Here is a 20,863-nt window from a genome sequence, read left to right as displayed (position 1 = left end):
CACTGCTATTGACTATGGACCATGGTCTACGGACTACTTTACCAATTTCTTATACTTAATCCTATGCGGCTGATCGTCGCCCAGGCGTTTCTTCTTGTTCTCTTCGTATTCACTGAAGCTTCCTTCGAACCAGAATACCTGTGAGTCGCCCTCGAAGGCGAGGATATGTGTACATACGCGATCGAGGAACCAGCGGTCGTGAGAGATGATCACAGCGCAGCCACCGAAGTTTTCCAGTGCTTCTTCCAGTGCACGCAGTGTGTTCACGTCAAGATCGTTGGTAGGTTCGTCGAGCAGCAGCAGGTTGCCGCCTTGTTTCAAAGCAATGGCAAGGTGTGCACGGTTGCGCATACCACCGGAGAGCTCTTTTACTTTCTTCTGTTGATCGTTGCCGTTGAAATTGAATTTGCCAACGTAAGCACGGGAATTGGTCTGCTTACCGCCGAGTTCTATGAGCTCGTTGCCGCCGGTGATCGCCTGCCACACGGTGTCTTCGGGCTTCAGGTCGTCGTGCTCCTGGTCAACGTAGGCGATCTGTACCGTTTCGCCAACCTCAAAGCTTCCGGCGTCCGGTTTCTCTTTACCCGTGATCATTTTAAACAACGTGGTCTTACCAGCCCCGTTAGGCCCAACAATACCCACAATGCCAGCGGGAGGCAGGCTGAAGGTAAGGTTTTCGTACAGCAGGCGGTCGCCATATCCTTTGGATACACCTTTGGCTTCGATCACCTTATTACCCAGGCGCGGCCCTGGCGGAATGAACAGCTCAAGTTTTTCTTCCTTCTCACGGGTCTCCTGGCTCATCAGCTTTTCGTAGGCGCTCAAACGTGCCTTGCCTTTAGCCTGGCGTCCTTTAGGATTCATGCGTACCCATTCAAGCTCGCGTTCCAGAGCCTTCTGGCGTTTCGACTCTGATTTCTCTTCCTGGGCCAGGCGTTTCTGCTTCTGATCCAGCCACGATGAATAATTGCCTTTCCAGGGAATGCCTTCGCCGCGATCAAGCTCGAGGATCCATCCGGCTACGTTATCGAGAAAATAACGGTCGTGCGTTACCGCAATCACTGTTCCTTTGTATTGCTTCAGGTGCTGTTCAAGCCAATGCACCGATTCGGCATCAAGGTGGTTGGTAGGTTCGTCCAACAGCAGCACGTCCGGTTCCTGCAGCAGCAGGCGGCAGAGTGCTACGCGTCTTTTTTCACCACCGGAGAGGTGCTCGATTTTGGCATCGGGCGGAGGGCAGCGGAGGGCATCCATAGCCCTTTCAAGTTTATGGTCAAGCTCCCAGGCACCGGCTGCATCCAGTTTCTCCTGGATCTCACCTTGCTTGGTGATCAGCTTATCCATGGCGTCAGGGTCATCCATCACGGCCGGATCGGCGAATTTTTCATTGATCGCTTCAAATTCCTTCAGCAGCGAAGAGATCTCCTGCACCCCTTCTTCCACTATTTCTTTTACGGTTTTGGTTTTATCGAGCTTGGGCTCCTGTTCCAGCAATCCTACGCTGAAGCTCAGGTCCGATACCACTTCACCCTGAAATTCCTTGTCAACACCGGCAATAATGCGAAGCAACGAAGATTTACCGGAGCCGTTAAGACCTAGTACGCCGATCTTTGCTCCGTAAAAAAAGGACAGATATATATTCTTGAGAACCTGTTTTTGTGGCGGATAAATTTTATTGACGCCCGCCATCGAGAAAATGATCTTTTCGTCGGCCATAGAAAATTTTAAGGTTGATTTAATGGAACAGAAGCATAAACCACAAAAACAATTTGTCGGTTCAACCGGCGTTTACACTTCAATTTCGAATTTGAGGCGCAATATGGCGAATAAGTTTGGTGGAGCTTAAAAGCATGGGTTACATTTTCAATGGAAATCGATATAAAATGAACTTTTTTGCCTGTTTTTTGCTCTTAGGAAATAAAGAAATACGGCTATTTGATTTATTCAATTAAAGTTTATTTTTGCGGAAAATTAAAGGAGGACTAAAACTATGTATTGGACCCTTGAACTAGCCTCATATCTGGAAGATGCCCCATGGCCAGCTACGAAAGATGAGTTAATAGATTATTCAATTCGTTCGGGTGCTCCTTTAGAAGTGGTCGAAAACCTTCAGGAACTTGAAGATGATGGTCAGCCCTATGAAAGCATTGAAGAAATATGGCCTGACTACCCCACCAAAGAGGATTTCTTCTTCAATGAAGATGAATATTGATGATTTTTAGACGGACAACGTTCCGGGCTACGGATATAAAAACGGACATTGAGATATCTCAATGTCCGTTGTTTTTTAGGGCTTCGCTCAGCTTAACAATGCTTCTTCTTTGACGGTTGACAGTGTACGGATGGTCTTCAGCACCGAATCAGGTGTAACCGAAATGCTGTCAATTCCTTCCGCCACCAGGAACTCCGCAAAGTCCGGAAGGTCAGACGGCCCCTGTCCGCAAATGCCAACCTTAACGCCATGGGCCTTGGCCGTTTTAATAAGGCTGGAAATAAATCGTTTTACGGCTGCGTTGCGCTCGTCATAAAGCTCGGCCACCAGCGCCGAATCGCGGTCCAGTCCCAGCGTAAGCTGTGTAAGGTCGTTCGAACCGATGGAGAACCCGTCGATGTGCCGGCAGAATTCATCCGCCAGCAGGATGTTGGAAGGGATCTCGGCCATCAGGTAAACCTCCAGGCCATTCTCTCCGCGTTCGAGCCCGTACATTTTCATAACCTCATAAACACGCTCAAGCTCTTTCACCGTACGGCAGAAAGGGATCATTACCACAACATTGGTCAGTCCCATCTTTTCGCGCACACGTTTTATGGCCAGGCACTCCAGCCCGAAAGCATGACGATATTTTTCGGAGTAGTAACGCGAGGCGCCGCGCCAGCCGATCATGGGATTCTCTTCTTTCGGCTCAAAGTACGATCCACCGAGCAGGTTCTCATACTCGTTGGTCTTGAAATCGGAGAACCTCACGATCACTTTGTTCGGATAGAACGCTGCAGCGATCTTGCCAATGCCGAAAGACAATTTCTGAATGAAGAACGATTCCTCCGTTTCATAACCGGTCATCAGCTTCTCTATTTTTTCAGTGAGTACCTTGTCGCCGATCTCGCGGTGGTGCAGCAACGCCAGGGGATGCGCCTGAATATAGTTGTTGATGATAAACTCTTCACGGGCCAGGCCTACACCCGAATTGGGAATGTGTGAGAATTTGAAAGCCAGCTCAGGCGAAGCAACATTGAGCATAATCGGTGTAGCTACTTCCGGAAGGCTGTTGAGGTCGGTCTCCGTTTTCTCAAAAGGTATCGAACCTTTATAAACAAAACCCACATCACCTTCACAGCAGGAGACTGTAACGGTTTCACCATCTTTCATCACATCCGTGCCCTGCCCGGTGCCCACAATAGCCGGAACACCCAGCTCGCGGGCTACGATGGCGGCATGGCAGGTGCGGCCTCCCTTGTTGGTAATGATGGCCGATGCTTTTTTCATGATCGGTTCCCAATCGGGGTCTGTCATTTCAGTGACAAGCACATCACCTTCGTGGAAGTCGATACCATCGTGAGAGCCATCACGGCCGTCCAGTGAATACATGATCACCACCTTGCCGGAAGCGATCTTGTTGCCCACGGCGATGCCACTGAGGATCCGCTTTTCAACGCTTGTTTCCTTGATGCTGTACTCTACGAGCTTTGTTTCATCCTTGCGGGAATGTATGGTCTCTGGCCGGGCCTGCACAATGAACAGTTGATTGGTAAGCCCGTCTACAGCCCACTCAATGTCCATCGGGCACCAGTGGCCTTTTTTGCCTGAATAGTATTTTTCGATGGCGCACACCCATTGCGCAAGCTCCAGCACCTGGGCATCTTCAAGGCAGAATTTTTTCTGGTGCTCGCGCTGAACGTTGACGACCTTGGTGAGCTGACCGGGATCATCGCCATAGATCATCTTGCGGTCTTTTTTGCCGAGGTTCTTTTCGATGATGGATTCGAAACCTTTCTCCAGCGTAGGTTTGAAAACGATGAACTCGTCGGGAGACACGGCTCCTTGCACGATCATTTCACCCAGGCCATAGGAGCCATTGATGATCACGGCATTCCTGAACCCGGACTCGGTATCGAGCGAGAACGCAACACCGGAGGAGGCGAGATCGGAGCGCACCATTTTCTGGATGCAGACTGAAAGCGCTACATCGAAGTGATCGAACTTGAAGTGCTCACGGTAGGAGATAGCCCTGTCTGTGAACAGGGAGGCGAAGCAGTTCCGCACGGCTTCCAGAATGCCTTCCGTGCCCCGAACGTTCAGGTACGTTTCCTGCTGACCGGCAAAAGAAGTGTCGGGAAGATCTTCTGCTGTGGCGCTCGACCTTACGGCCACATCGGTAGCATCCTGGTTATACCGGTTCGATAACGTTGTATAACTTTTGACGATCTCCTCTTGAAGCGCTTCCGGGAATTTTCCATTGCGGATCAGTTGCCGTACCTGCATGCCACCTTTGCGAAGGGAGATAAGGTTCCCCATGTCAATAGCGCCGATGATCTTCCGGATGGAGCCTTCGAGCTTATTGTACTTCAGGAATTCCCAATAGGCATCTACTGTAATGGCGAAGCCCAAAGGAATGCTGATGCCGAGTGCGGAAAGATTTCGCAGCATTTCCCCCAGGGAAGCATTTTTACCACCAACAAGGTTCAGATTCTCAAGCGTGACATTGTGAAGTTCAAGGGTGTACCGTGTATTCATAGGATAATGGGTTAAGGGTTAAAGTGTAGGGCAAATTAGTTGAAAAAACCGTTCCTAGACACCTTTTCAAACGTTTGCGGAAACGGATGGCGGTATTGACCCTTTTATTTGGTAAGAAGGTAGAAGTTTTTCTACAACCGGCTGTTGGCTTGTAGCATTGCCCCTGCAATCACCAGATCTTCTTCTGTGGTGATCTTGATATTTCGGTAGCTGCCTTCGAAAAGTGTGATGGCATGTCCTGCGCGTTCGGCTACGCTGGCATCATCCGTAAGGCTTGCGTCTTCCGGGATCTCATATGCCTTTTTGATCAGTTGCACCTCGAAGGTTTGGGGTGTCTGGATGAGACGGTATTGTGAGCGGTCAAGGGCACGGGTGCTGTTCCCTTCCTCAATACGGATAGATTCTTTTAACGGCACGGCAGCCACCGCTGATCTGCTTTGCGCCGCGAGCCGGAAAGATTCAGCAATGATGGCTTCGCTCACCAGGGGACGTACGCCGTCGTGAATGGCTACCAGTCCGTTGCCTGCAATTTTTTCAAGTCCTTTTTTCACGGATTGAAATCGGCTATCCCCGCCTTGCTGCAGTGTAATGGGATGGGTGAAGTTGTACTTTTTTACGATGGCGTGCCAGGTTTCAAAGTCCTGTTGCGGCAGCACAAGTACCACAGCGATATCGGACTTATAACGAAAGAAAGCATTGATGGTGTGCAGCAGCACAGGCAGGCCCTGCAGCTCAATGAACTGTTTAGGGATCTTGCTTTTCATGCGGGTTCCTTTTCCGCCGGCAACGATCAGGGCGTATTCTGGTCGATTCAAAGTGTTTGAAGTATTTTTTCCAACGATGATTTTAATGAAGGAATATGAACTGTGATGATCTTCCAGATAATAGAATGGTCAATGTCATCATATTCATGCGTAATGATGTGTCTCGAACGAATGATCTTGCTCCATTCAATCTCGGGGTTTTCACTTCTAAATGAATCTGGAACTCTGTTGGCAGCTTCTCCCAACACCTGAATATTGCGGATGACGGCGTCCTGCGTTTTGGAATCGGTTAAAAACGATTCATATGTCATTCCTGCTGTGTAGTCCAGTATTTTTTCCAAGCACTCCAGCATATCGATCACGAGGAGTTTGGGGACGCGCTTAGACATAGATGGCATCGTCTTCTATATAGGGCAGGTAATGGGATTTAACCCCCTTTTTGCTCACCAGATCGATTTTATGGTTGAAAAGCCTTTCAAGTTCTTCTATCAGATCAATGAACTCAAAACCTACCGGCTCGCTGAATTCCACCAAAACATCTATATCGCTGGTGTCGGTTTGTTCGTTCCGGGCATATGAACCAAACAGGGCGAGGCTCTTGAGGGGAAATTTCCGCTGAAGCTCGGTTTTATGCTCGCGCAGGCGTTTCAATATTTCCTCTTTGGTTAACATATCCTAAAAATAAGAAATTACGGGGAGACCTCCCATTAGTCTATAAACTCATAACTTTAAATAAAAGTTGAACCTATGCTGCGCTTTTTCCTGATCGCCTTCAATGTCGCCGTGATCGGCTTCCTCGTATATAAAATGGTGGATGTCTTCAACGCGCCCATAGAAAGATCAAAGAAAGTTGTGTTCTTCACCGGCGGCGTTCTACTGCTGCTCGCGCCGCTCGGCATCTTCCTGCGTTTCTTCGGCGCTTCACCTCAGTACTTTGTTATCTATCCAGTAGCGATCTTTCTGTTCCTGTATCTGACTAAGCAGTTGTAAAGTCCCAGGTATTAAGAATAGGTACGAGGTACGAAATACGAAGTACGGAAATACAGGAACTGGGTACGGTATTCACTTCGTACCTCGTACCTCTAACCTCGTACCTTCTAAATGATGAGCATGGCGTCGCCGTAGGTAAGGAACTTGTATTTTTCCTTCTTGGCAACTTTGTACGCTTCCATTACGATGTCATAACCTCCGAAAGCAGCGGCCATCATCAACAGCGTTGACTCAGGCATGTGGAAGTTAGTGACCATGGCGTTGCAGATCTTGAAATCGTATGGAGGAAAAATGAATTTATCGGTCCAGCCTTCGCGGGGTTTCAGCCTGTTGGTAGCCGATACCGCTGACTCCAGGGCACGCATGGTGGTGGTACCCACGGCGCATACACGGTTCTTGTTATCAAGGGCTTTGTTCACCGCTTCAACGGCTTCGTTGCCTACGATGAAGTTCTCTGAATCCATCTTGTGCTTGGTCAGGTCTTCTACATCAACCGGGCGGAATGTTCCCAGGCCGATGTGCAGGGTTACGTAGGTCATGTCCACACCTTTGATCTGCAGGCGTTTCAGCAGTTGCCTTGTGAAGTGCAAACCTGCTGTGGGAGCCGATACCGCACCTTTGTTCTTGGCGTAGATGGTCTGAAACCGGTCTTTGTCTTCGGGCTCTACCTTGCGCTTGATGTATTTGGGGAGAGGTGTTTCTCCCAGGGTTTCGATCACTTTGTCGAAGGCTACGGAGTCACCATCAAAAAGAAAACGGATGGTCCTTCCGCGCGAAGTGGTGTTATCGATGACTTCCGCCACGAGGTCGCCGTTGCCGAAGTAAAGTTTATTGCCTACACGGATCTTCCTGGCGGGATCAACCAGCACATCCCACAGGTGCATATCAGCATTGAGCTCACGCAGCAGGAACACTTCTATCTTGGCACCGGTCTTTTCCTTGCGGCCATACAGGCGGGCTGGAAAAACCATGGTATCGTTACCCACAAGAACATCCCCTTCGTTGAAGTACCCTACAATATCTTTGAAGATCTTGTGCTCGATTTTGCCGCTGTCTTTATGAACAACCATGAGGCGGGATTCGTCACGGTTCTCAGCCGGTCTGTTGGCTATCAGGTTATTGGGAAGGTCAAACTTAAATTCGGATAACTTCATAATTTTGTAAGCGGAATGAGCCCAATCAAGGGTATTTTAAATAAGGTTGCAAAAATAAAGCATTATTTAGGATTTACGAATATAGGGCCTGGATTTTCGCAACTGTAACAAAAAACGCTTTTTTTCAGTCTAAACCAGTAATTCGGGACGTTAAACCCCGACAAACCAGCATTACCTGTCTCCCGTATAAAACCTTGAAATGAAAACTTTAGGTCAGATCTTCGAAAGCTTCCGGTTCGCCTGGCGGGCATTAAAGTCAAACCTGCTGAGGACCATCCTCTCGCTACTGGGAGTTACCGTCGGGATCTTCGCCATTATTGCCGTACTTACCTTTGTCGATTCCCTGGAAAAAAACATTAAAGACAGCCTTAACTTTCTCGGAACAGGTGTGATCTATGTTGAAAAATGGCCTTTTCTGGCCGATAACAGCGGGGAATACAAGTGGTGGGAGTTCTGGAGACGTCCCAATGCCTCTTATAACGAGTTCAAATTCCTGCAGACCAATCTCAAGCACCAGAACGGTATTTCAATCTTTGCCAGCAAGGGCAACTTTACCCTGAAACGCAACAGCAACAGCATCGGCCAGGTGAGGCTGGTAGGCGGTGCACAGGGTTACAATATCATCTTTGAGGTGAATGTTGACCAGGGACGTTACTTTACCCCCGAAGAAGTAGAAGCGGGGCGTAATGTGGTGGTCATCGGCAGTGAGATCGCCCGCGTGCTGTTTCCGGATGGACAGAACGCAATCGGGGAGACCATCAAGATCAAAGGCCTTAAATATGTGGTGATCGGCGTGATCAAAAAAGAAGGCCAGAGCTTTATGGGTACACCCAGCAATGATTACGCGGCCATTATTCCCTACCAGGCATTCCGCAAGCTTTACCAGACCGGTACCGGAGCCTGGTTCGAGGTCACCTCGCGGATAGGCATCAAAGGGCACGACTATGACGTAGGCCTCGTGGAGCTGGAAAATGAGCTTCGTGGAATGTTGCGTGTGAGAAGAGGGTTGCGTCCTGCGGAGAAAGACAATTTTGCCATGAACCGCCCGGAGGCGCTCGCCAATGCCATCAGCGGGATCTTTGATATCATCGGATTGGCCGGCTGGATCATCGGTGGCTTCTCGATCCTGGTGGGCGGGTTCGGTATTGCCAACATCATGTTCGTTTCCGTGAAGGAGCGAACCAGCATCATCGGCCTGCAAAAATCGCTGGGGGCAAAGAATTACTTCATCCTGTTTCAATTCCTTTTCGAAGCCATCTTCCTCAGCCTGATCGGAGGATTGGCAGGATTGATGCTGGTATACCTGTTCACGTTCATTCCTTTTGGCGATCTGATCGTAACGCTCACCATTAAGAATATCGTTTTAGGATTGGGAGTTTCGTCAGTGATCGGATTGGTTTCTGGCATCGTGCCGGCGGCCATGGCTGCGAGACTTGATCCCGTGGTTGCCATTAGAGCCAACTAGAATTGTCGATGGTCAATTGATCAATGTGCCAATGGAATGTACTGCATGCTTTGCGGGAATACGTTGCACGAAAAAATAAAACGGTCAATGTGAAAATGCACGCCTTGGCACATCTGCACATTGACCGTTGAATATTAATATTTACTCTTTTTCTTCCAGCGCTTTTTTCGCTTCTACGGCGCCGAGCTTTTCCTTGATCTTCTTTTCGAGTTCGTCCATCAGCTCAGGGTTGTCTTCGATCAGTTGTTTTACGGCATCGCGGCCCTGACCGAGCTTGTTGCCGGAGTAAGAGAACCATGATCCGGATTTCTGGATCACTTCTACTTCCACGCCCAGATCAACGATCTCGCCTGACTTGGAGATCCCTTTTCCGTACATGATATCGAATTCCACCACTTTGAAAGGAGGCGCTACTTTGTTTTTCACAACCTTTACCTTGACGCGGTTTCCGGTGATGTCATCCGCGCCTTCTTTGATCTGGCCGATCCTGCGGATATCGAGACGAACCGAAGCGTAGAATTTCAAGGCATTACCACCTGTTGTGGTCTCAGGGTTACCGAACATAACGCCGATCTTTTCACGCAGCTGGTTGATGAAGATACAGGAGCAACCGGTTTTGCTGATGGTACCGGTAAGCTTCCTTAAGGCTTGCGACATGAGGCGGGCCTGGAGACCCATTTTGCTTTCACCCATTTCGCCTTCAAGTTCGCCCTTGGGAACCAGCGCCGCCACCGAGTCGATGACAATGATATCGATAGCGCCGGAGCGGATCAGGTGATCGGCGATCTCAAGTGCCTGCTCGCCGTTATCGGGTTGTGAGATCAGCAGGTTTTCAGTGTCTATTCCAAGCTTCTCTGCATAGTTCTTATCAAAAGCGTGTTCTGCATCAATGAACGCCGCAAGGCCGCCCCGCCGCTGTGCTTCGGCAATGCAGTGCATGGTGAGCGTTGTTTTACCGGAAGATTCAGGACCATAGATCTCGATCACCCGGCCGCGTGGAATTCCACCAATGCCCAAGGCAATGTCCAGACCCAATGACCCTGTAGGAATAGCCGGTATATCCTGTACTTTTTCATCACTCAGCTTCATCACGGTACCCTTTCCATAGGTCTTTTCCAGCTTATCGAGGGTCGACTGAAGAGCCTTCAGTTTTTCTTTTGCATCACTCATGGGATTTGTTCGTTATAGGTTATTGTTATTTTTTCTTTTTTGATTCTTGGCGTTTGTTTTTTGCCTACTGCAAATTGCCTACTGCCTACTGTTCAAGGCCTACTACTCAAAGAGGCTGAAAATTACCATTTCACGGCGAATTTAAAACGAAGTATTGTCAATTGCTGTCAGAGCCAGTCGAACCGGTTGCTTTTTTTGCTTTAACCGTTGCGAGGTAACAGAATTAGCCTCAAACAGTTGAAGCATGTCATAAATTTTTTAATGACCTCAAACCTTTATATTGCAGATCGTAAAGTGTTGATACTGGTGGCAAGATCGGTTCATTAATTCGGATGGCGATAAAAACTCGAAAGATCTTCAAGCGGATACTGCTGGCGCTGCTCATCATTGTCGGCGTACTCATCGTGGTCTACTGGGACCTGGTGATTTATGGCGTTCGCCAGGCAAGGGGCCAGATGAACATCATCTATAATGCCAGGCCGGTGGAGGAATTCCTCCATGACCCTGACTTCCCGGATTCGCTGCGGAGAAAGCTGGTGCTGATCAACGAAGTGAGACGGTATGCCATCGATTCACTGGGGTTGAAAGATACCCGCAACTACAAGACCTTATACGATCAGAAGGGAGAGGAGATCATGTGGGTGGTCACGGCCAGCGAACCGTTCAGACTTAAAGCGAAGGAGTGGACGTTCCCCGTGCTCGGATCAGTTCCCTACAAGGGCTTCTTCAACAAGGACCTTGCCGTGGCCTTGAGAGATGAGCTGAAAAAAGAAGGCTGGGACGTGAGCATCCGCAACCCCGGCGGCTGGTCTACGCTCGGATGGTTCACCGATCCGATACTGAGCAAGATGCTGGAAAGAAATGAAGGAGACCTCGCCAACCTTATCATCCACGAGATGTCGCATGCAACCATCTTTGTAAAAGACAGCATCGACTTCAATGAGAACCTCGCTACGTTCATCGGTGACCGTGGCGCCGAAAAATTTCTGATCCATAAATACGGCATTCACTCCGCGGAATATCAAACCTATCTTAATGAGGATACCGATTATCTGAAATTTTCAGACCACATGCTGCGCGGCACAGAGAAGCTCGATAGCTTGTACAAGACGATGTCAGAAAACGATCCGAAAGAAAAGAAGGCTGAACTGAAAAAAGAGATGATCGAAAAGATCGTGGCGTCGCTGGATACCCTCACGTTAAGCGAAGACAACAACCCATCTGAACGATACAGCAAGAACCTGCCTAACAACGCCTATTTTATGAACTTCAGAAGATACCAGGCCCGGCAGGAGATCTTCTGGGATGAGTACCGCAATCAATTTCGGAGCAACCTCAAGGCCTATGTCGAATATTTGAGTGAAAAATATCCGTTTTTATAACTCCCCCAACCCCCTCTACAGCGTAGAGGGGGCAAGGGGGAGTTACCGGCCGTTCATTAAGGAATTGTTAAGAAACATAATCTGTTTTTAATCCATGGATTTACGAGGTAATTTTGAGCAAAATGCGAACGCTATGGGAAACAAGCCAATGCACAAAGTGCTTGTCGTAGACGATGAGGAGCCGATCCTGGAACTGCTGAAGTATAATCTTGAAAAAGATGGTTATGAGGTGAAAACTGCTGCCGACGGCATGCGGGCCATCGAGATCGCCAGGAAATTCATTCCTGACCTGGTGCTGCTCGATATCATGATGCCGAAAATGGATGGCGTTGAAACCTGCAGGCTGATCCGCGAGATCCCGGAGATGCAAAAAGCCTTTGTGGTTTTTCTCACCGCACGCTCTGAAGAATACTCGGAGGTGGCGGCGTTCGATGTGGGTGCCGATGACTACATCACCAAGCCCATCAAACCCCGCGCGCTCATGAGCCGCATCACGGCCCTCTTCAGAAGAGAGACCAAAAAAGTATCTCCCGCAAGCCTGATCTCAATCGGAGACCTCACCATCGACAGGGTGAGCTACACCATCAAGGTCAGGAACAAAGAGATCAACCTTCCTAAAAAAGAATTCGAGCTGCTATACTTCCTGGCGCAGAACCCCAACAAGGTTTTCAGCCGTGAAGACCTCTTGCAGAATATCTGGGGCACCGATGTTTATGTTCTTGCCCGCACGGTAGACGTTCACATCCGTAAGGTGCGTGAAAAGATCGGGGAGGATTACATCACCACCGTGAAAGGAGTGGGGTACAAGTTCAGCTTGTCCTAGTCCATAGTCGATAGTCCATTGTCCATGGTTAATCGATGTGTTGGAATATGATATCACCGGATTCTAAATTCTCGGAGGCGGCGGTGGAATTTTTTATGCTGCTGTCACGTCCATGGACTATGGACCATCGACCATGGACAGCATTATTCCCTATCTTCGTGCATGGTTTATAGTTCACGGGTGTTGGCCCTGCTGCTGGCCTTATGCATCGCCATCATTACCACATTATTCCTTTCACTCTTTGAAAGCGTGGGCACGAGCGCCCTGGTGGTAGCGTTCTTCATTGGTTTCTCTGTTTCTTACCTGCTGATCTTCGTGGTGCTTGAGTTCCTGATCTTCCGCGAGATCAACAAGATCTACAAGCTCATCAGCAAACTGAAAAAGAAAGAGCTGCAGCACATCGACAAGCAGCAATCAGCCGCCCTCAATCCGCTGAAGACCATCAACGAAGAGATCTTTTCATTTGCTGACCTGAAGCAGAAAGAGATCGACGAGCTCAAGAAGCTCGAAGCTTTCCGGAAGGAGTTCATTGCCGATATCTCTCACGAGCTGAAAACGCCCATCTTCGCAGCACAGGGTTTTGTGCACACGTTGCTGGATGGGGCTGTCAATGATAAAACGGTACGCACCAAGTTCCTGAAAAAGGCAGCAAAAAGCCTCGACGGCCTCGACATGCTCGTGCAGGATCTGCTCACCCTTTCGCACATCGAGACGGGTCAGATCAAGATGCATTTCGAGAACATCGACCTGTACAAGCTGACCGAAGAGGTCTTTGAACAATTTGAGAATAAGGCCGATAAAAAAGATGTGCACCTGCGCATTGAAAGCCAGAACAGGCAGGTGATGGTCTGGGCAGACTGGCAGCGGATCAGCCAGGTGATGACCAACCTCATCTCAAACGCCATCAAACATTCTTTTGACGGAAGCGAAGTGGTTGTTGAATTCACCCAGGGCAAGAAGAATGTGACCACCCACGTTAGAGACTTTGGCGAAGGTATTGCGCCGGAACATATCCACCGCATCTTCGAACGCTTCTACCGGGTAGATAAAAGCCGCAGCCGCGAAAAAGGAGGGACCGGACTGGGATTAGCCATTGTCAAGCACATTCTCGAAAGTCATAATACAAAAACCACGGTTGACAGCACACAGGGGAAAGGTTCGGTTTTTAGTTTTAAATTGCCCCGCATGAAACAGTCCGGCACCGAAGCCGAGGCTGAATAAACACTAACCGGCAACGGGAAAGAATCAGCGGGCATGGAAGAATTCAATCAGCAACGGGTCAAGCGGCCCAAGGTCAGGTTTGAAGATATCATACGCTTTGAAGACCACGACTATGTGGTGGTGAGCAAGCCTGCGTTCCTTTCAACCCTGGAAGACCGGCACGAAAGGGTCAATCTGCTGGCCCTGGCCCGTGAATACACGCCCGATGCCCAGGCCTGTCACCGCCTGGACAAGGATACTTCAGGGGTGCTGGCCATTGCCAAACATCCGGAGGCGTACCGCCACCTGAGCATCCAGTTTGAAAAGCGGCAGGTGGAGAAGGTCTATCATGCGGTGGTAGACGGCATCCATAACTTTTCGAACCTGCTGGTGGATGCGCCCATTCTTAAACAGAACGATGGGGTGGTAAAGATCAGCCGGAGGGAGGGTAAAGACGCCCAGACCTATTTTACGTCCTTAAGGTCGTACCGGCTGCATACACTCATGGAATGCCGGCCAGTGACGGGCAGAATGCACCAGATCCGGATCCATTTGGCCTCGCAGGGGGCTTCTATTACAGGGGATGACACCTACGGGGGCAAACCTTTCTTGCTTTCTGAGCTAAAAAGAGGGTTTAATCTGAAGAAAGGCACTGAGGAGGAAACCTTTATGAAGCGGATGGCGTTACATGCTTTTTCGCTGGAATTTGAGGATTTGTCGGGAAAACGCCTGAAGATCGAAGCTCCTTATCCAAAAGACATGCAGGCGTTGATCCGGCAGCTGGAAATGAATTCCTGAAGCATTTTTGGCTCTTCGGTTAAGCAAATTATCGGCCGGACTTGCATTTCAGCCATAAGCCAGTTACCTTTGTGTCCCTTTTTAAATGAGAGGGGTGCGTTTTATTTGAATTTTTAAGTAAAAAAATGGATCATAATAGTTATAAGACCACTTACGCTACCAAGGCTACAGTCGAAAAAGGCTGGGTTATTGTGGACGCAAACGCCCAGGTATTGGGCCGTGTGGCAAGTCAGGTTGCGAAAGTTATTCGTGGCAAGCATAAGACAAGCTATTCGCCACATGTGGATTGCGGCGATCATGTGATTGTCATCAATGCTGAAAAAGTGAGAATGACAGGTAAAAAATGGACTGACAGGGTGATCTTTACGCACTCAGGCTATCCGGGAGGTCAGCGCGAGCATACCCCTACCTTGATCCGTTCCAAGCACCCTGAACGTCTGATCGAACATGCTGTACGCGGCATGCTTCCTAAGAACAGACTGGGACGCGAATTGTTCAGAAGCCTGCACGTATATGCCGGTGCTGAGCATCCTCACCAAGCGCAACAACCTAAAGAATTAAAGTTCTGATAAATGCAGATCATCAACACAATCGGTAGAAGAAAAACCTCCATCGCCAGGATATACCTGACGCCTGGTAAAGGTGATATTAAAGTGAACGATCGCGAACTGAAGGAATACTTTCTTTCCGAGATCCACCAAACCACTGTAAAGCAAGCCTTTGCTTCTGTAAAAGCAGAGAATCAATACGATGTAATGGTAAACGTTGAAGGCGGTGGCGTGAAAGGACAAGCCGAAGCTGTACGTCTGGCCATTGCCCGCGCACTGGTGGAAGTTAATGCCGAACACAAGCCTGTTCTGAAGAAGGACGGCCTGCTGACCCGTGATTCACGCATGGTTGAGCGTAAAAAGCCCGGTAGAAGAAAAGCAAGAAGAAGATTCCAGTTTAGCAAGCGTTAATCGAAATAGAATGGCTGAAAAATTAACATATCAGGATTTGCTGGACGCAGGTGTTCACTTTGGTCACCTTACCCGCAAATGGAACCCGAAGATGGCCGAGTACATCTTCATGGAGAACAACGGTATTCACATTATCGATCTTAACAAAACGCTGGCGCGCCTTGAAGAAGCATCTTTCGCCCTGAAGAACATCGTTCGCTCGGGCCGCAAGATCATGTTCGTGGCAACCAAGAAACAAGCTAAAGATATTGTGACTGAAGAAGCAAAACGCCTCAACATGCCGTTCGTAACAGAACGCTGGTTGGGTGGTATGCTTACCAACTTCGCTACGATCCGCAAATCACTGAAGAAATTGTCTCAGATCGAGAAGCTGATGAAAGACGAAGCCTTCAACAACCTGGCCAAGCGTGAGCGCCTCATGATCACGCGTGAAAAAGCCAAGCTTGAAAAACTGTTGGGCGGTATCGCTGATCTGAACAGGCTGCCTGCCGCACTTTTCGTGATTGACGTAAAACGCGAGCACATTGCGGTAACAGAAGCTCAAAAACTCAATATCCCCGTGTTTGCACTGGTAGATACCAACTCTGATCCTTCAGGTGTTGATTTCCCGATCCCTGCCAACGACGACGCTTTCAAATCGATCTCTATCCTGACCAAAAATATCGGTAAAGTGATCGAAGAAGGCCTGATGGAGCGTAAGAAAGACAAGGAAGACGCAGCTCAGCGCAAAGAAGAGGACGAGAAGAGAAAAGTTGACGAGCCGGTAGAAGAGGCAAATTAATTCTTCCCGATACGCCAGCATCGTGCATGGCGACCATCCAGAAGTAAAATATGTACTGAACATCGGCCGTAAGCCGGTGTTTAGTTTTTTAAGCACCCTATTAAATCGTAATTCTAAATCGTAATTAAGTATGTCAGCCATTTCAGCACAGGATGTAAACAAACTCCGCAGCATGACAGGTGCCGGTATGATGGATTGTAAAAAAGCCCTTACCGAAGCCGACGGTGATTTTGAAAAAGCAATCGAGATATTGAGGAAGAAAGGCCAGAAGGTTTCCGCTTCCCGCTCCGACAGGGAGACAAAAGAAGGTTCTGTTTTTGTAAAAGTTAACGACGACAAAAAAGAAGCCGTGCTCATTGCTTTAAACTGTGAGACTGACTTCGTAGCCAAGAACGAGGAATTCCAGAACCTTGGCAAGCTGATCGCTGAAACAGCCTCTGCAAACAAACCCGCCTCAAAAGACGCGTTGCTTGCTTTGAAAGCCGGTAACCTCACCATCAGTGAGAAGATCGTTGAGCTGGTGGGCAAGATCGGCGAGAAGATCGATGTGAGCGAATACATTCACATGAAAGGTGAAGTTGTTGTGCCCTACATCCACGCAGGTTCCAAGCTTGGTGTGCTGGTGTCACTGAAAGGTATCAATGGCAAAGATGTTACTGATGCCGGCAAGGACGTTGGTATGCAGATCGCCGCCATGAACCCTGTAGCAGTAGATGAAAAGTCTGTAGATAAGACTACCATCGAAAAAGAGCTCGAGATCGCCAAAGCACAGATCCTCGCTGAAGGCAAACCCGAGAACATGGTTGAGAAGATCGCTCAGGGCAAGCTTCAAAAGTTCTTCAAGGAAAGCACTTTGCTGCACCAGCCGTTCGTGAAAGACAATTCTAAAACTGTTGCGCAGTATCTAGACAGCGTAACCAAAGGATTAACTGTAGCAGAATTCAAACGTGTAGCGATTGGATAATTTGCTGATGATAATATAAGAGGAAGGGGCCAGGCGCCCCTTTTTTTATGCCCCATACCCCCAAGGATCGGGATATTGAGTTGAAAACAAATTTGACAGGTACTAGGGGTATTCTGAAACCGAGTTGTCATAACATCAAACCCATTGATTATGACACCGACAATAAACCGTCTCTTTACCTATGCGCTGATGCTGATGTCAGCAGCCGTAGCCTCTTCGTGTTTTCAATCAGAAGACCCGGGACCTATCCAGGAGATCGAAAAGGAATATTCACTCACTGATTTCGACAGGCTTGAAATGGGCGATGCTTTCAACATCGATGTGGAGCAGGGCAACTACTTCGAGATCTCGGTAAGGGGAGACAGGCGTAACCTTGACGACCTGATCGTGCGAAAAGAAGGAAGCACCCTGGTGATCCGTTATGAAGACAACCGGAAACGCCGTCACGATACCCATGTCAACATCACCATGCCTGTGATCGCGTCCGCTAATTTTTCAGGCGCCAGTGATTCTAGGGTCTCTGGTTTTCATGACCTTGAAGCATTCGATTTTTACCTCTCCGGGGCTTCTGTATCGCAGCTCGACCTCAATGCTACAAAGCTCAATGTGGTGCTTTCCGGCGCATCTTATCTTAATCTCCGGGGCATCGGCGAAAACCTCCGGGCAGAGTTGTCTGGTGCGTCAGTGCTCAAGGGATACTATTTTCCGGTGACGGATGCTGACATCCGTGCTTCCGGTGCAAGCGATGGCCATGTTACTGTCAGCAACAGCCTGAAGGCAACCGCCAGTGGTGCCAGCGTGATCCTGTATCGCGGTAATCCGACGGTGATTGCAGATGTCTCAGGTTCCAGCAGTGTACGCCGCGACTGAAGAAATACCTTGACAATCCTTGTTCTGCGGTATTCTCGTACCTCGTACCTCTAACTTCGTACCTTCTAAAGCATAGTCGATTAGTTTTAGTACCAGCTTTTTACCGGGCTGGTACTTTATTTTTTAAAGGGATTGCATGAACTTGCTTACATTAAATACAACAGGCCATGCTAAGATCCATCAATCCGTTCGATCAGTCTCCCGTAGGTGAATTCGAGATCCATAATGCCGGCACCATTGATAAAAAGCTGGCAGCTGCTTCAAAAGCTTTTACGTCGTGGAAGAGGCAGGACTATTCACATCGTGCGGCGCTGATGAAACGTGCAGGGGAGTTGCTGCGTCAGCGTAAGACGGAGTATGCCCGCATCGTTTCCACTGAGATGGGAAAGATCCTCGCTGAATCGACAGCGGAGATTGAAAAATGCGCGAACGGGTGCGACTACTTTGCGGATCACGCTGCTGTGTTTTTGAAAGATCAAACCATCGCCACAGAGGCCTCTAAAAGCCTGGTGGCCTTTCAACCGCTAGGCCCTGTGCTCGCCATTATGCCGTGGAATTTTCCCTTGTGGCAGGTCTTTCGTTTTGCTGCACCTGCTTTGATGGCCGGAAACGTGGGCTTGCTCAAGCACGCTGCCAACGTTACACAATGCGCGCTGCTCATAGAAAAGGTTTTTGGTGATGCCGGTTTCCCGGAAGGTACTTTTCAATCGTTGCTCATTGAATCAAAAGATGTTGCAGGCATCATTGCCCGTGATGAGATCATGGCTGTTGCCCTCACGGGAAGTGAATACGCCGGTACACAGGTGGCCGCGGCTGCAGGAAAGAACCTTAAGAAAACCGTGCTCGAGTTAGGTGGCAGTGACCCATTTGTTGTGCTCGACGATGCGGACCTCGATCTCGCGGCGCAGGTGGCCACGCAATCGCGTATGCAAAATGCAGGGCAATCGTGCATCGCAGCCAAGCGGTTCATTGTTGCTGAAAAGATCAGTAAAGAGTTCACGGAACGATTCGCCGATAAGATCAAACAACTGAAACAGGGCAATCAGCTCGACCCACAAACAACGACAGGGCCACTGGCACGGCTCGATCTTGCTGAACAACTGGAGAAGCAGGTTCAGGCTTCTGTGAAACAAGGAGCACGATTGATTACCGGAGGCGAACGCCAGGGATGCAATTTTCAGCCTGCGCTGCTTGACAATGTGAAACCCGGCATGGTTGCGTTTGATGAAGAGATGTTCGGTCCGGTAGCAGCGATGATCACCGTTAAAGACGAGCAGGAAGCTATCGCCATGGCCAACGCCAGTCGGTATGGTCTCGGCGCTTCTGTCTGGACCACCGATCTTCAGAGAGGTGAACGTGTAGCCAGGGAGATAGAATCAGGATCGGTATTCGTCAATTCCCTGATGCGGTCAGACCAACGGCTTCCCTTCGGTGGTGTAAAAAAATCCGGCTATGGAAGAGAGCTGGCTGAGCAGGGCATTAAGGAATTTGTAAATACAAAGACGATCTATATTCGTTAGTAAAGTTCATTACATCCACCAGTAGGGAAGGCGTTGTTTTGGTAGATGTCAAGTATGCCTGGCGTAAGATAAAGGAGCTAATCATTGACTCAAAATATGTTGAATCCAAGGGCCGCTTTATAGGGAGCGGCCTTTTTTTTCAAGTCGTTAAGTCACACCACACCCTTCTGACTCCTGGCTCCTGACTTCTAACTTCTGGCCCAGGCTCCTTACTCCTCAATTCTTACTTACTCCTTCTTATTCGTAAACGCCGCTTTAAAAGCCTTGCCCAATTCATCACCGGCTTTTTTAAGGCTTGCTTCAACTTCTTTCCAGCGCTCTTTGTTCTCGGCTTCCTTTTTAAGCTTCTCGGCGGAAACTTTCAGCTCGTCGTAACGCTGCTGAAACTCTTTCTGAAGTTTTTCACCCGCTTCGTTAAGCTCATCCAGGAACTGGTCTACTTTTTTGCCGAAGCCTGCAAATTTTTTTTCGTTGTTATTGCCTTCTTTCGTTTCCATAACCTGTTTTTGACTGGGTATGAAATTAGACATGGATTTCGAGATAACAAAAGCCGGGATATGAATTCAGACCAGGATCCGATTGATTGTATCAAAAAATTACTGGAGAGCAAATCCACCGCAAAACAGGCTACTTACAGGCATATTCTCGATGCCTTCTCCGTGTTCTCGAATGAGGCAAAACGTGTTGCCGATGAGCTGGTCAGGAGGGCCCACCCGGAAGATAAGGATGTGACCGTTGAATTTGTCGTGATCAGTGAGCATGAATTTCACGTAAAGCTCGCCGGCGACATGCTGATCTTTGTGATGCACACCAACATCGTAACGTTTGAAGATACGCATCCCATCATGAAGGAGGAATATATCCTGCAGAATGAAGTGAACCGTTATTTTGGCCAGATCATGATCTATAATTTTATGGCCGATTCGCTGAAGTTCAACAGGACAAACGACCCCGGCTATCTGCTGGCCAGGGTGATGATCAACCACGACAACCGTTTTTTTGTGGAAGGCGAAAAAGAGCTGGCTGAATTCAATAAGATCTCGGAAGGGCCGGTTACGGAGGAATTCCTGCGGAAAATTGTCAAGATCGTATTGCGCATGGCCATCGAAAATGACCTTATTGCGCCTCCTTTTACAGAGGTAAAATCCATCACCCTGTACCAAAAAAGAGCCCACACGCCAGAGCTGGGCGGCGGGCAGAAGATCGGCTTCCGGATGAGTTATGAAAATAAAACGGAAGGTTGATTTCTTTTTTTTATTTTTACCCGGAATAACTCCCGGATACATTGAAA

General features: G+C 48.8%; 22 protein-coding genes. 14 read left to right on the top strand and 8 right to left on the bottom strand.

Annotated elements, in window-relative coordinates:
• Positions 1-33: 33 nt before the first annotated feature.
• Positions 34-1,716 (bottom strand): energy-dependent translational throttle protein EttA, encoded by a 1,683-nt coding sequence (gene ettA / locus KK083_RS15165; RefSeq protein ID WP_254164181.1) that lies wholly within the window; start codon positions 1,714-1,716, stop codon positions 34-36.
• A 274-nt stretch (positions 1,717-1,990) separates the two neighbouring features.
• Between ettA and KK083_RS15160 the strand changes: the two genes are divergently transcribed.
• Entirely contained in the window at positions 1,991-2,212 is a 222-nt protein-coding gene (locus KK083_RS15160; RefSeq protein WP_039751840.1) for a DUF2795 domain-containing protein, read from the top strand.
• Between the two features lie 87 nt (positions 2,213-2,299).
• Here the strand turns inward: KK083_RS15160 and ppsA are convergent, their stop codons facing one another.
• The 4 genes from ppsA to KK083_RS15140 form a co-directional block, all read right to left on the bottom strand.
• Positions 2,300-4,732: a phosphoenolpyruvate synthase gene (gene ppsA, locus KK083_RS15155; protein ID WP_254164179.1), complete on the bottom strand. Its 2,433-nt coding sequence runs from the start codon at positions 4,730-4,732 to the stop codon at positions 2,300-2,302.
• Positions 4,733-4,863: 131 nt separating this feature from the next.
• Positions 4,864-5,547 (bottom strand): 2-C-methyl-D-erythritol 4-phosphate cytidylyltransferase, encoded by a 684-nt coding sequence (locus KK083_RS15150; protein ID WP_254164176.1) that lies wholly within the window; start codon positions 5,545-5,547, stop codon positions 4,864-4,866.
• Complete coding sequence (locus KK083_RS15145) at positions 5,544-5,885, bottom strand: HepT-like ribonuclease domain-containing protein (protein WP_254164174.1); 342 nt, start codon at positions 5,883-5,885, stop codon at positions 5,544-5,546. Before KK083_RS15145 ends, KK083_RS15150 begins: the two co-directional genes overlap by 4 nt.
• Complete coding sequence (locus tag KK083_RS15140) at positions 5,878-6,168, bottom strand: nucleotidyltransferase family protein (RefSeq protein WP_254164172.1); 291 nt, start codon at positions 6,166-6,168, stop codon at positions 5,878-5,880. The genes KK083_RS15145 and KK083_RS15140 overlap by 8 nt, the downstream gene beginning before the upstream one ends.
• 75 nt (positions 6,169-6,243) lie before the next feature.
• On the opposite strand from KK083_RS15140, the gene KK083_RS15135 reads away from it, so the two are divergent.
• The gene (locus KK083_RS15135) at positions 6,244-6,486 is read left to right on the top strand and encodes a hypothetical protein (RefSeq protein ID WP_254164170.1); all 243 of its coding nucleotides are present in this window, start codon (positions 6,244-6,246) and stop codon (positions 6,484-6,486) included.
• Between the two features lie 107 nt (positions 6,487-6,593).
• Here KK083_RS15135 and queA read toward each other — a convergent pair whose 3' ends face one another.
• Complete coding sequence (queA, locus tag KK083_RS15130; protein WP_254164168.1) at positions 6,594-7,640, bottom strand: tRNA preQ1(34) S-adenosylmethionine ribosyltransferase-isomerase QueA; 1,047 nt, start codon at positions 7,638-7,640, stop codon at positions 6,594-6,596.
• A gap of 199 nt (positions 7,641-7,839) precedes the next feature.
• Here queA and KK083_RS15125 point away from each other — a divergent pair, with 199 nt between their 5' ends.
• Entirely contained in the window at positions 7,840-9,105 is a 1,266-nt protein-coding gene (locus tag KK083_RS15125) for an ABC transporter permease (RefSeq protein WP_254164166.1), read from the top strand.
• A 141-nt stretch (positions 9,106-9,246) separates the two neighbouring features.
• Here KK083_RS15125 and recA read toward each other — a convergent pair whose 3' ends face one another.
• Positions 9,247-10,275 carry a recombinase RecA gene (gene recA, locus KK083_RS15120; RefSeq protein ID WP_254164164.1) on the bottom strand — a complete coding sequence of 343 codons (1,029 nt, stop codon included), beginning with the start codon at positions 10,273-10,275 and terminating at the stop codon, positions 9,247-9,249.
• A 332-nt stretch (positions 10,276-10,607) separates the two neighbouring features.
• Here recA and KK083_RS15115 point away from each other — a divergent pair, with 332 nt between their 5' ends.
• The 10 genes from KK083_RS15115 (at position 10,608) to KK083_RS15070 (ending at position 19,572) form a co-directional block, all read left to right on the top strand.
• Positions 10,608-11,657, top strand: coding sequence for an aminopeptidase (locus KK083_RS15115; protein ID WP_254164162.1), 1,050 nt, complete (start codon positions 10,608-10,610; stop codon positions 11,655-11,657).
• A gap of 133 nt (positions 11,658-11,790) precedes the next feature.
• The gene (locus KK083_RS15110; RefSeq protein WP_254164160.1) at positions 11,791-12,480 is read left to right on the top strand and encodes a response regulator transcription factor; all 690 of its coding nucleotides are present in this window, start codon (positions 11,791-11,793) and stop codon (positions 12,478-12,480) included.
• 162 nt (positions 12,481-12,642) lie between these two features.
• Positions 12,643-13,701, top strand: coding sequence for a sensor histidine kinase (locus tag KK083_RS15105; RefSeq protein ID WP_254164158.1), 1,059 nt, complete (start codon positions 12,643-12,645; stop codon positions 13,699-13,701).
• A gap of 33 nt (positions 13,702-13,734) precedes the next feature.
• Entirely contained in the window at positions 13,735-14,478 is a 744-nt protein-coding gene (locus KK083_RS15100) for an RluA family pseudouridine synthase (RefSeq protein ID WP_254164156.1), read from the top strand.
• Between the two features lie 125 nt (positions 14,479-14,603).
• Positions 14,604-15,047, top strand: a complete 444-nt coding sequence (rplM, locus tag KK083_RS15095) for a 50S ribosomal protein L13 (protein ID WP_254164154.1) — start codon at positions 14,604-14,606, stop codon at positions 15,045-15,047.
• 3 nt (positions 15,048-15,050) lie between these two features.
• Positions 15,051-15,437, top strand: a complete 387-nt coding sequence (gene rpsI, locus KK083_RS15090; RefSeq protein ID WP_254164152.1) for a 30S ribosomal protein S9 — start codon at positions 15,051-15,053, stop codon at positions 15,435-15,437.
• Positions 15,438-15,447: 10 nt separating this feature from the next.
• The gene (gene rpsB / locus KK083_RS15085; protein WP_254164150.1) at positions 15,448-16,218 is read left to right on the top strand and encodes a 30S ribosomal protein S2; all 771 of its coding nucleotides are present in this window, start codon (positions 15,448-15,450) and stop codon (positions 16,216-16,218) included.
• A gap of 130 nt (positions 16,219-16,348) precedes the next feature.
• Positions 16,349-17,182 carry a translation elongation factor Ts gene (tsf, locus tag KK083_RS15080; protein WP_254164148.1) on the top strand — a complete coding sequence of 278 codons (834 nt, stop codon included), beginning with the start codon at positions 16,349-16,351 and terminating at the stop codon, positions 17,180-17,182.
• Between the two features lie 150 nt (positions 17,183-17,332).
• Complete coding sequence (locus tag KK083_RS15075) at positions 17,333-18,052, top strand: head GIN domain-containing protein (protein ID WP_254164146.1); 720 nt, start codon at positions 17,333-17,335, stop codon at positions 18,050-18,052.
• A 167-nt stretch (positions 18,053-18,219) separates the two neighbouring features.
• Positions 18,220-19,572, top strand: coding sequence for an NAD-dependent succinate-semialdehyde dehydrogenase (locus tag KK083_RS15070; protein WP_254164144.1), 1,353 nt, complete (start codon positions 18,220-18,222; stop codon positions 19,570-19,572).
• Positions 19,573-19,799: 227 nt separating this feature from the next.
• On the opposite strand, the gene KK083_RS15065 is transcribed toward KK083_RS15070, so the two are convergent.
• Positions 19,800-20,069, bottom strand: a complete 270-nt coding sequence (locus tag KK083_RS15065; protein WP_254164142.1) for a hypothetical protein — start codon at positions 20,067-20,069, stop codon at positions 19,800-19,802.
• Between the two features lie 60 nt (positions 20,070-20,129).
• On the opposite strand from KK083_RS15065, the gene KK083_RS15060 reads away from it, so the two are divergent.
• Positions 20,130-20,816, top strand: a complete 687-nt coding sequence (locus KK083_RS15060) for a hypothetical protein (RefSeq protein ID WP_254164140.1) — start codon at positions 20,130-20,132, stop codon at positions 20,814-20,816.
• Positions 20,817-20,863 lie beyond the last annotated feature (47 nt).

The organism is Chryseosolibacter histidinae (assembly GCF_018598225.1).
Classification (GTDB): Bacteria; Bacteroidota; Bacteroidia; order Cytophagales; family Cyclobacteriaceae; genus Chryseosolibacter; species Chryseosolibacter histidini.
The sequence above is the reverse complement of the archived record's forward strand: the minus strand, read 5'-3'. Positions and strand labels throughout refer to the sequence as shown.

Excerpts from the sequence above, each read along its gene's own strand:
- rplM (WP_254164154.1), top strand. The coding sequence starts at position 14,604 with ATGGATCATAATAGTTATAAGACCACTTACGCTACCAAGGCTACAGTC.
- KK083_RS15070 (WP_254164144.1), top strand. The coding sequence starts at position 18,220 with ATGCTAAGATCCATCAATCCGTTCGATCAGTCTCCCGTAGGTGAATTC.
- KK083_RS15125 (WP_254164166.1), top strand. The coding sequence starts at position 7,840 with ATGAAAACTTTAGGTCAGATCTTCGAAAGCTTCCGGTTCGCCTGGCGG.
- KK083_RS15145 (WP_254164174.1), bottom strand. The coding sequence starts at position 5,885 with ATGTCTAAGCGCGTCCCCAAACTCCTCGTGATCGATATGCTGGAGTGC.
- KK083_RS15065 (WP_254164142.1), bottom strand. The coding sequence starts at position 20,069 with ATGGAAACGAAAGAAGGCAATAACAACGAAAAAAAATTTGCAGGCTTC.
- ettA (WP_254164181.1), bottom strand. The coding sequence starts at position 1,716 with ATGGCCGACGAAAAGATCATTTTCTCGATGGCGGGCGTCAATAAAATT.
- KK083_RS15105 (WP_254164158.1), top strand. The coding sequence starts at position 12,643 with ATGGTTTATAGTTCACGGGTGTTGGCCCTGCTGCTGGCCTTATGCATC.
- KK083_RS15135 (WP_254164170.1), top strand. The coding sequence starts at position 6,244 with ATGCTGCGCTTTTTCCTGATCGCCTTCAATGTCGCCGTGATCGGCTTC.
- rpsB (WP_254164150.1), top strand. The coding sequence starts at position 15,448 with ATGGCTGAAAAATTAACATATCAGGATTTGCTGGACGCAGGTGTTCAC.
- KK083_RS15140 (WP_254164172.1), bottom strand. The coding sequence starts at position 6,168 with ATGTTAACCAAAGAGGAAATATTGAAACGCCTGCGCGAGCATAAAACC.
- KK083_RS15075 (WP_254164146.1), top strand. The coding sequence starts at position 17,333 with ATGACACCGACAATAAACCGTCTCTTTACCTATGCGCTGATGCTGATG.
- ppsA (WP_254164179.1), bottom strand. The coding sequence starts at position 4,732 with ATGAATACACGGTACACCCTTGAACTTCACAATGTCACGCTTGAGAAT.
- tsf (WP_254164148.1), top strand. The coding sequence starts at position 16,349 with ATGTCAGCCATTTCAGCACAGGATGTAAACAAACTCCGCAGCATGACA.
- KK083_RS15160 (WP_039751840.1), top strand. The coding sequence starts at position 1,991 with ATGTATTGGACCCTTGAACTAGCCTCATATCTGGAAGATGCCCCATGG.
- KK083_RS15060 (WP_254164140.1), top strand. The coding sequence starts at position 20,130 with ATGAATTCAGACCAGGATCCGATTGATTGTATCAAAAAATTACTGGAG.
- rpsI (WP_254164152.1), top strand. The coding sequence starts at position 15,051 with ATGCAGATCATCAACACAATCGGTAGAAGAAAAACCTCCATCGCCAGG.
- queA (WP_254164168.1), bottom strand. The coding sequence starts at position 7,640 with ATGAAGTTATCCGAATTTAAGTTTGACCTTCCCAATAACCTGATAGCC.
- KK083_RS15100 (WP_254164156.1), top strand. The coding sequence starts at position 13,735 with ATGGAAGAATTCAATCAGCAACGGGTCAAGCGGCCCAAGGTCAGGTTT.
- KK083_RS15110 (WP_254164160.1), top strand. The coding sequence starts at position 11,791 with ATGGGAAACAAGCCAATGCACAAAGTGCTTGTCGTAGACGATGAGGAG.
- recA (WP_254164164.1), bottom strand. The coding sequence starts at position 10,275 with ATGAGTGATGCAAAAGAAAAACTGAAGGCTCTTCAGTCGACCCTCGAT.
- KK083_RS15115 (WP_254164162.1), top strand. The coding sequence starts at position 10,608 with ATGGCGATAAAAACTCGAAAGATCTTCAAGCGGATACTGCTGGCGCTG.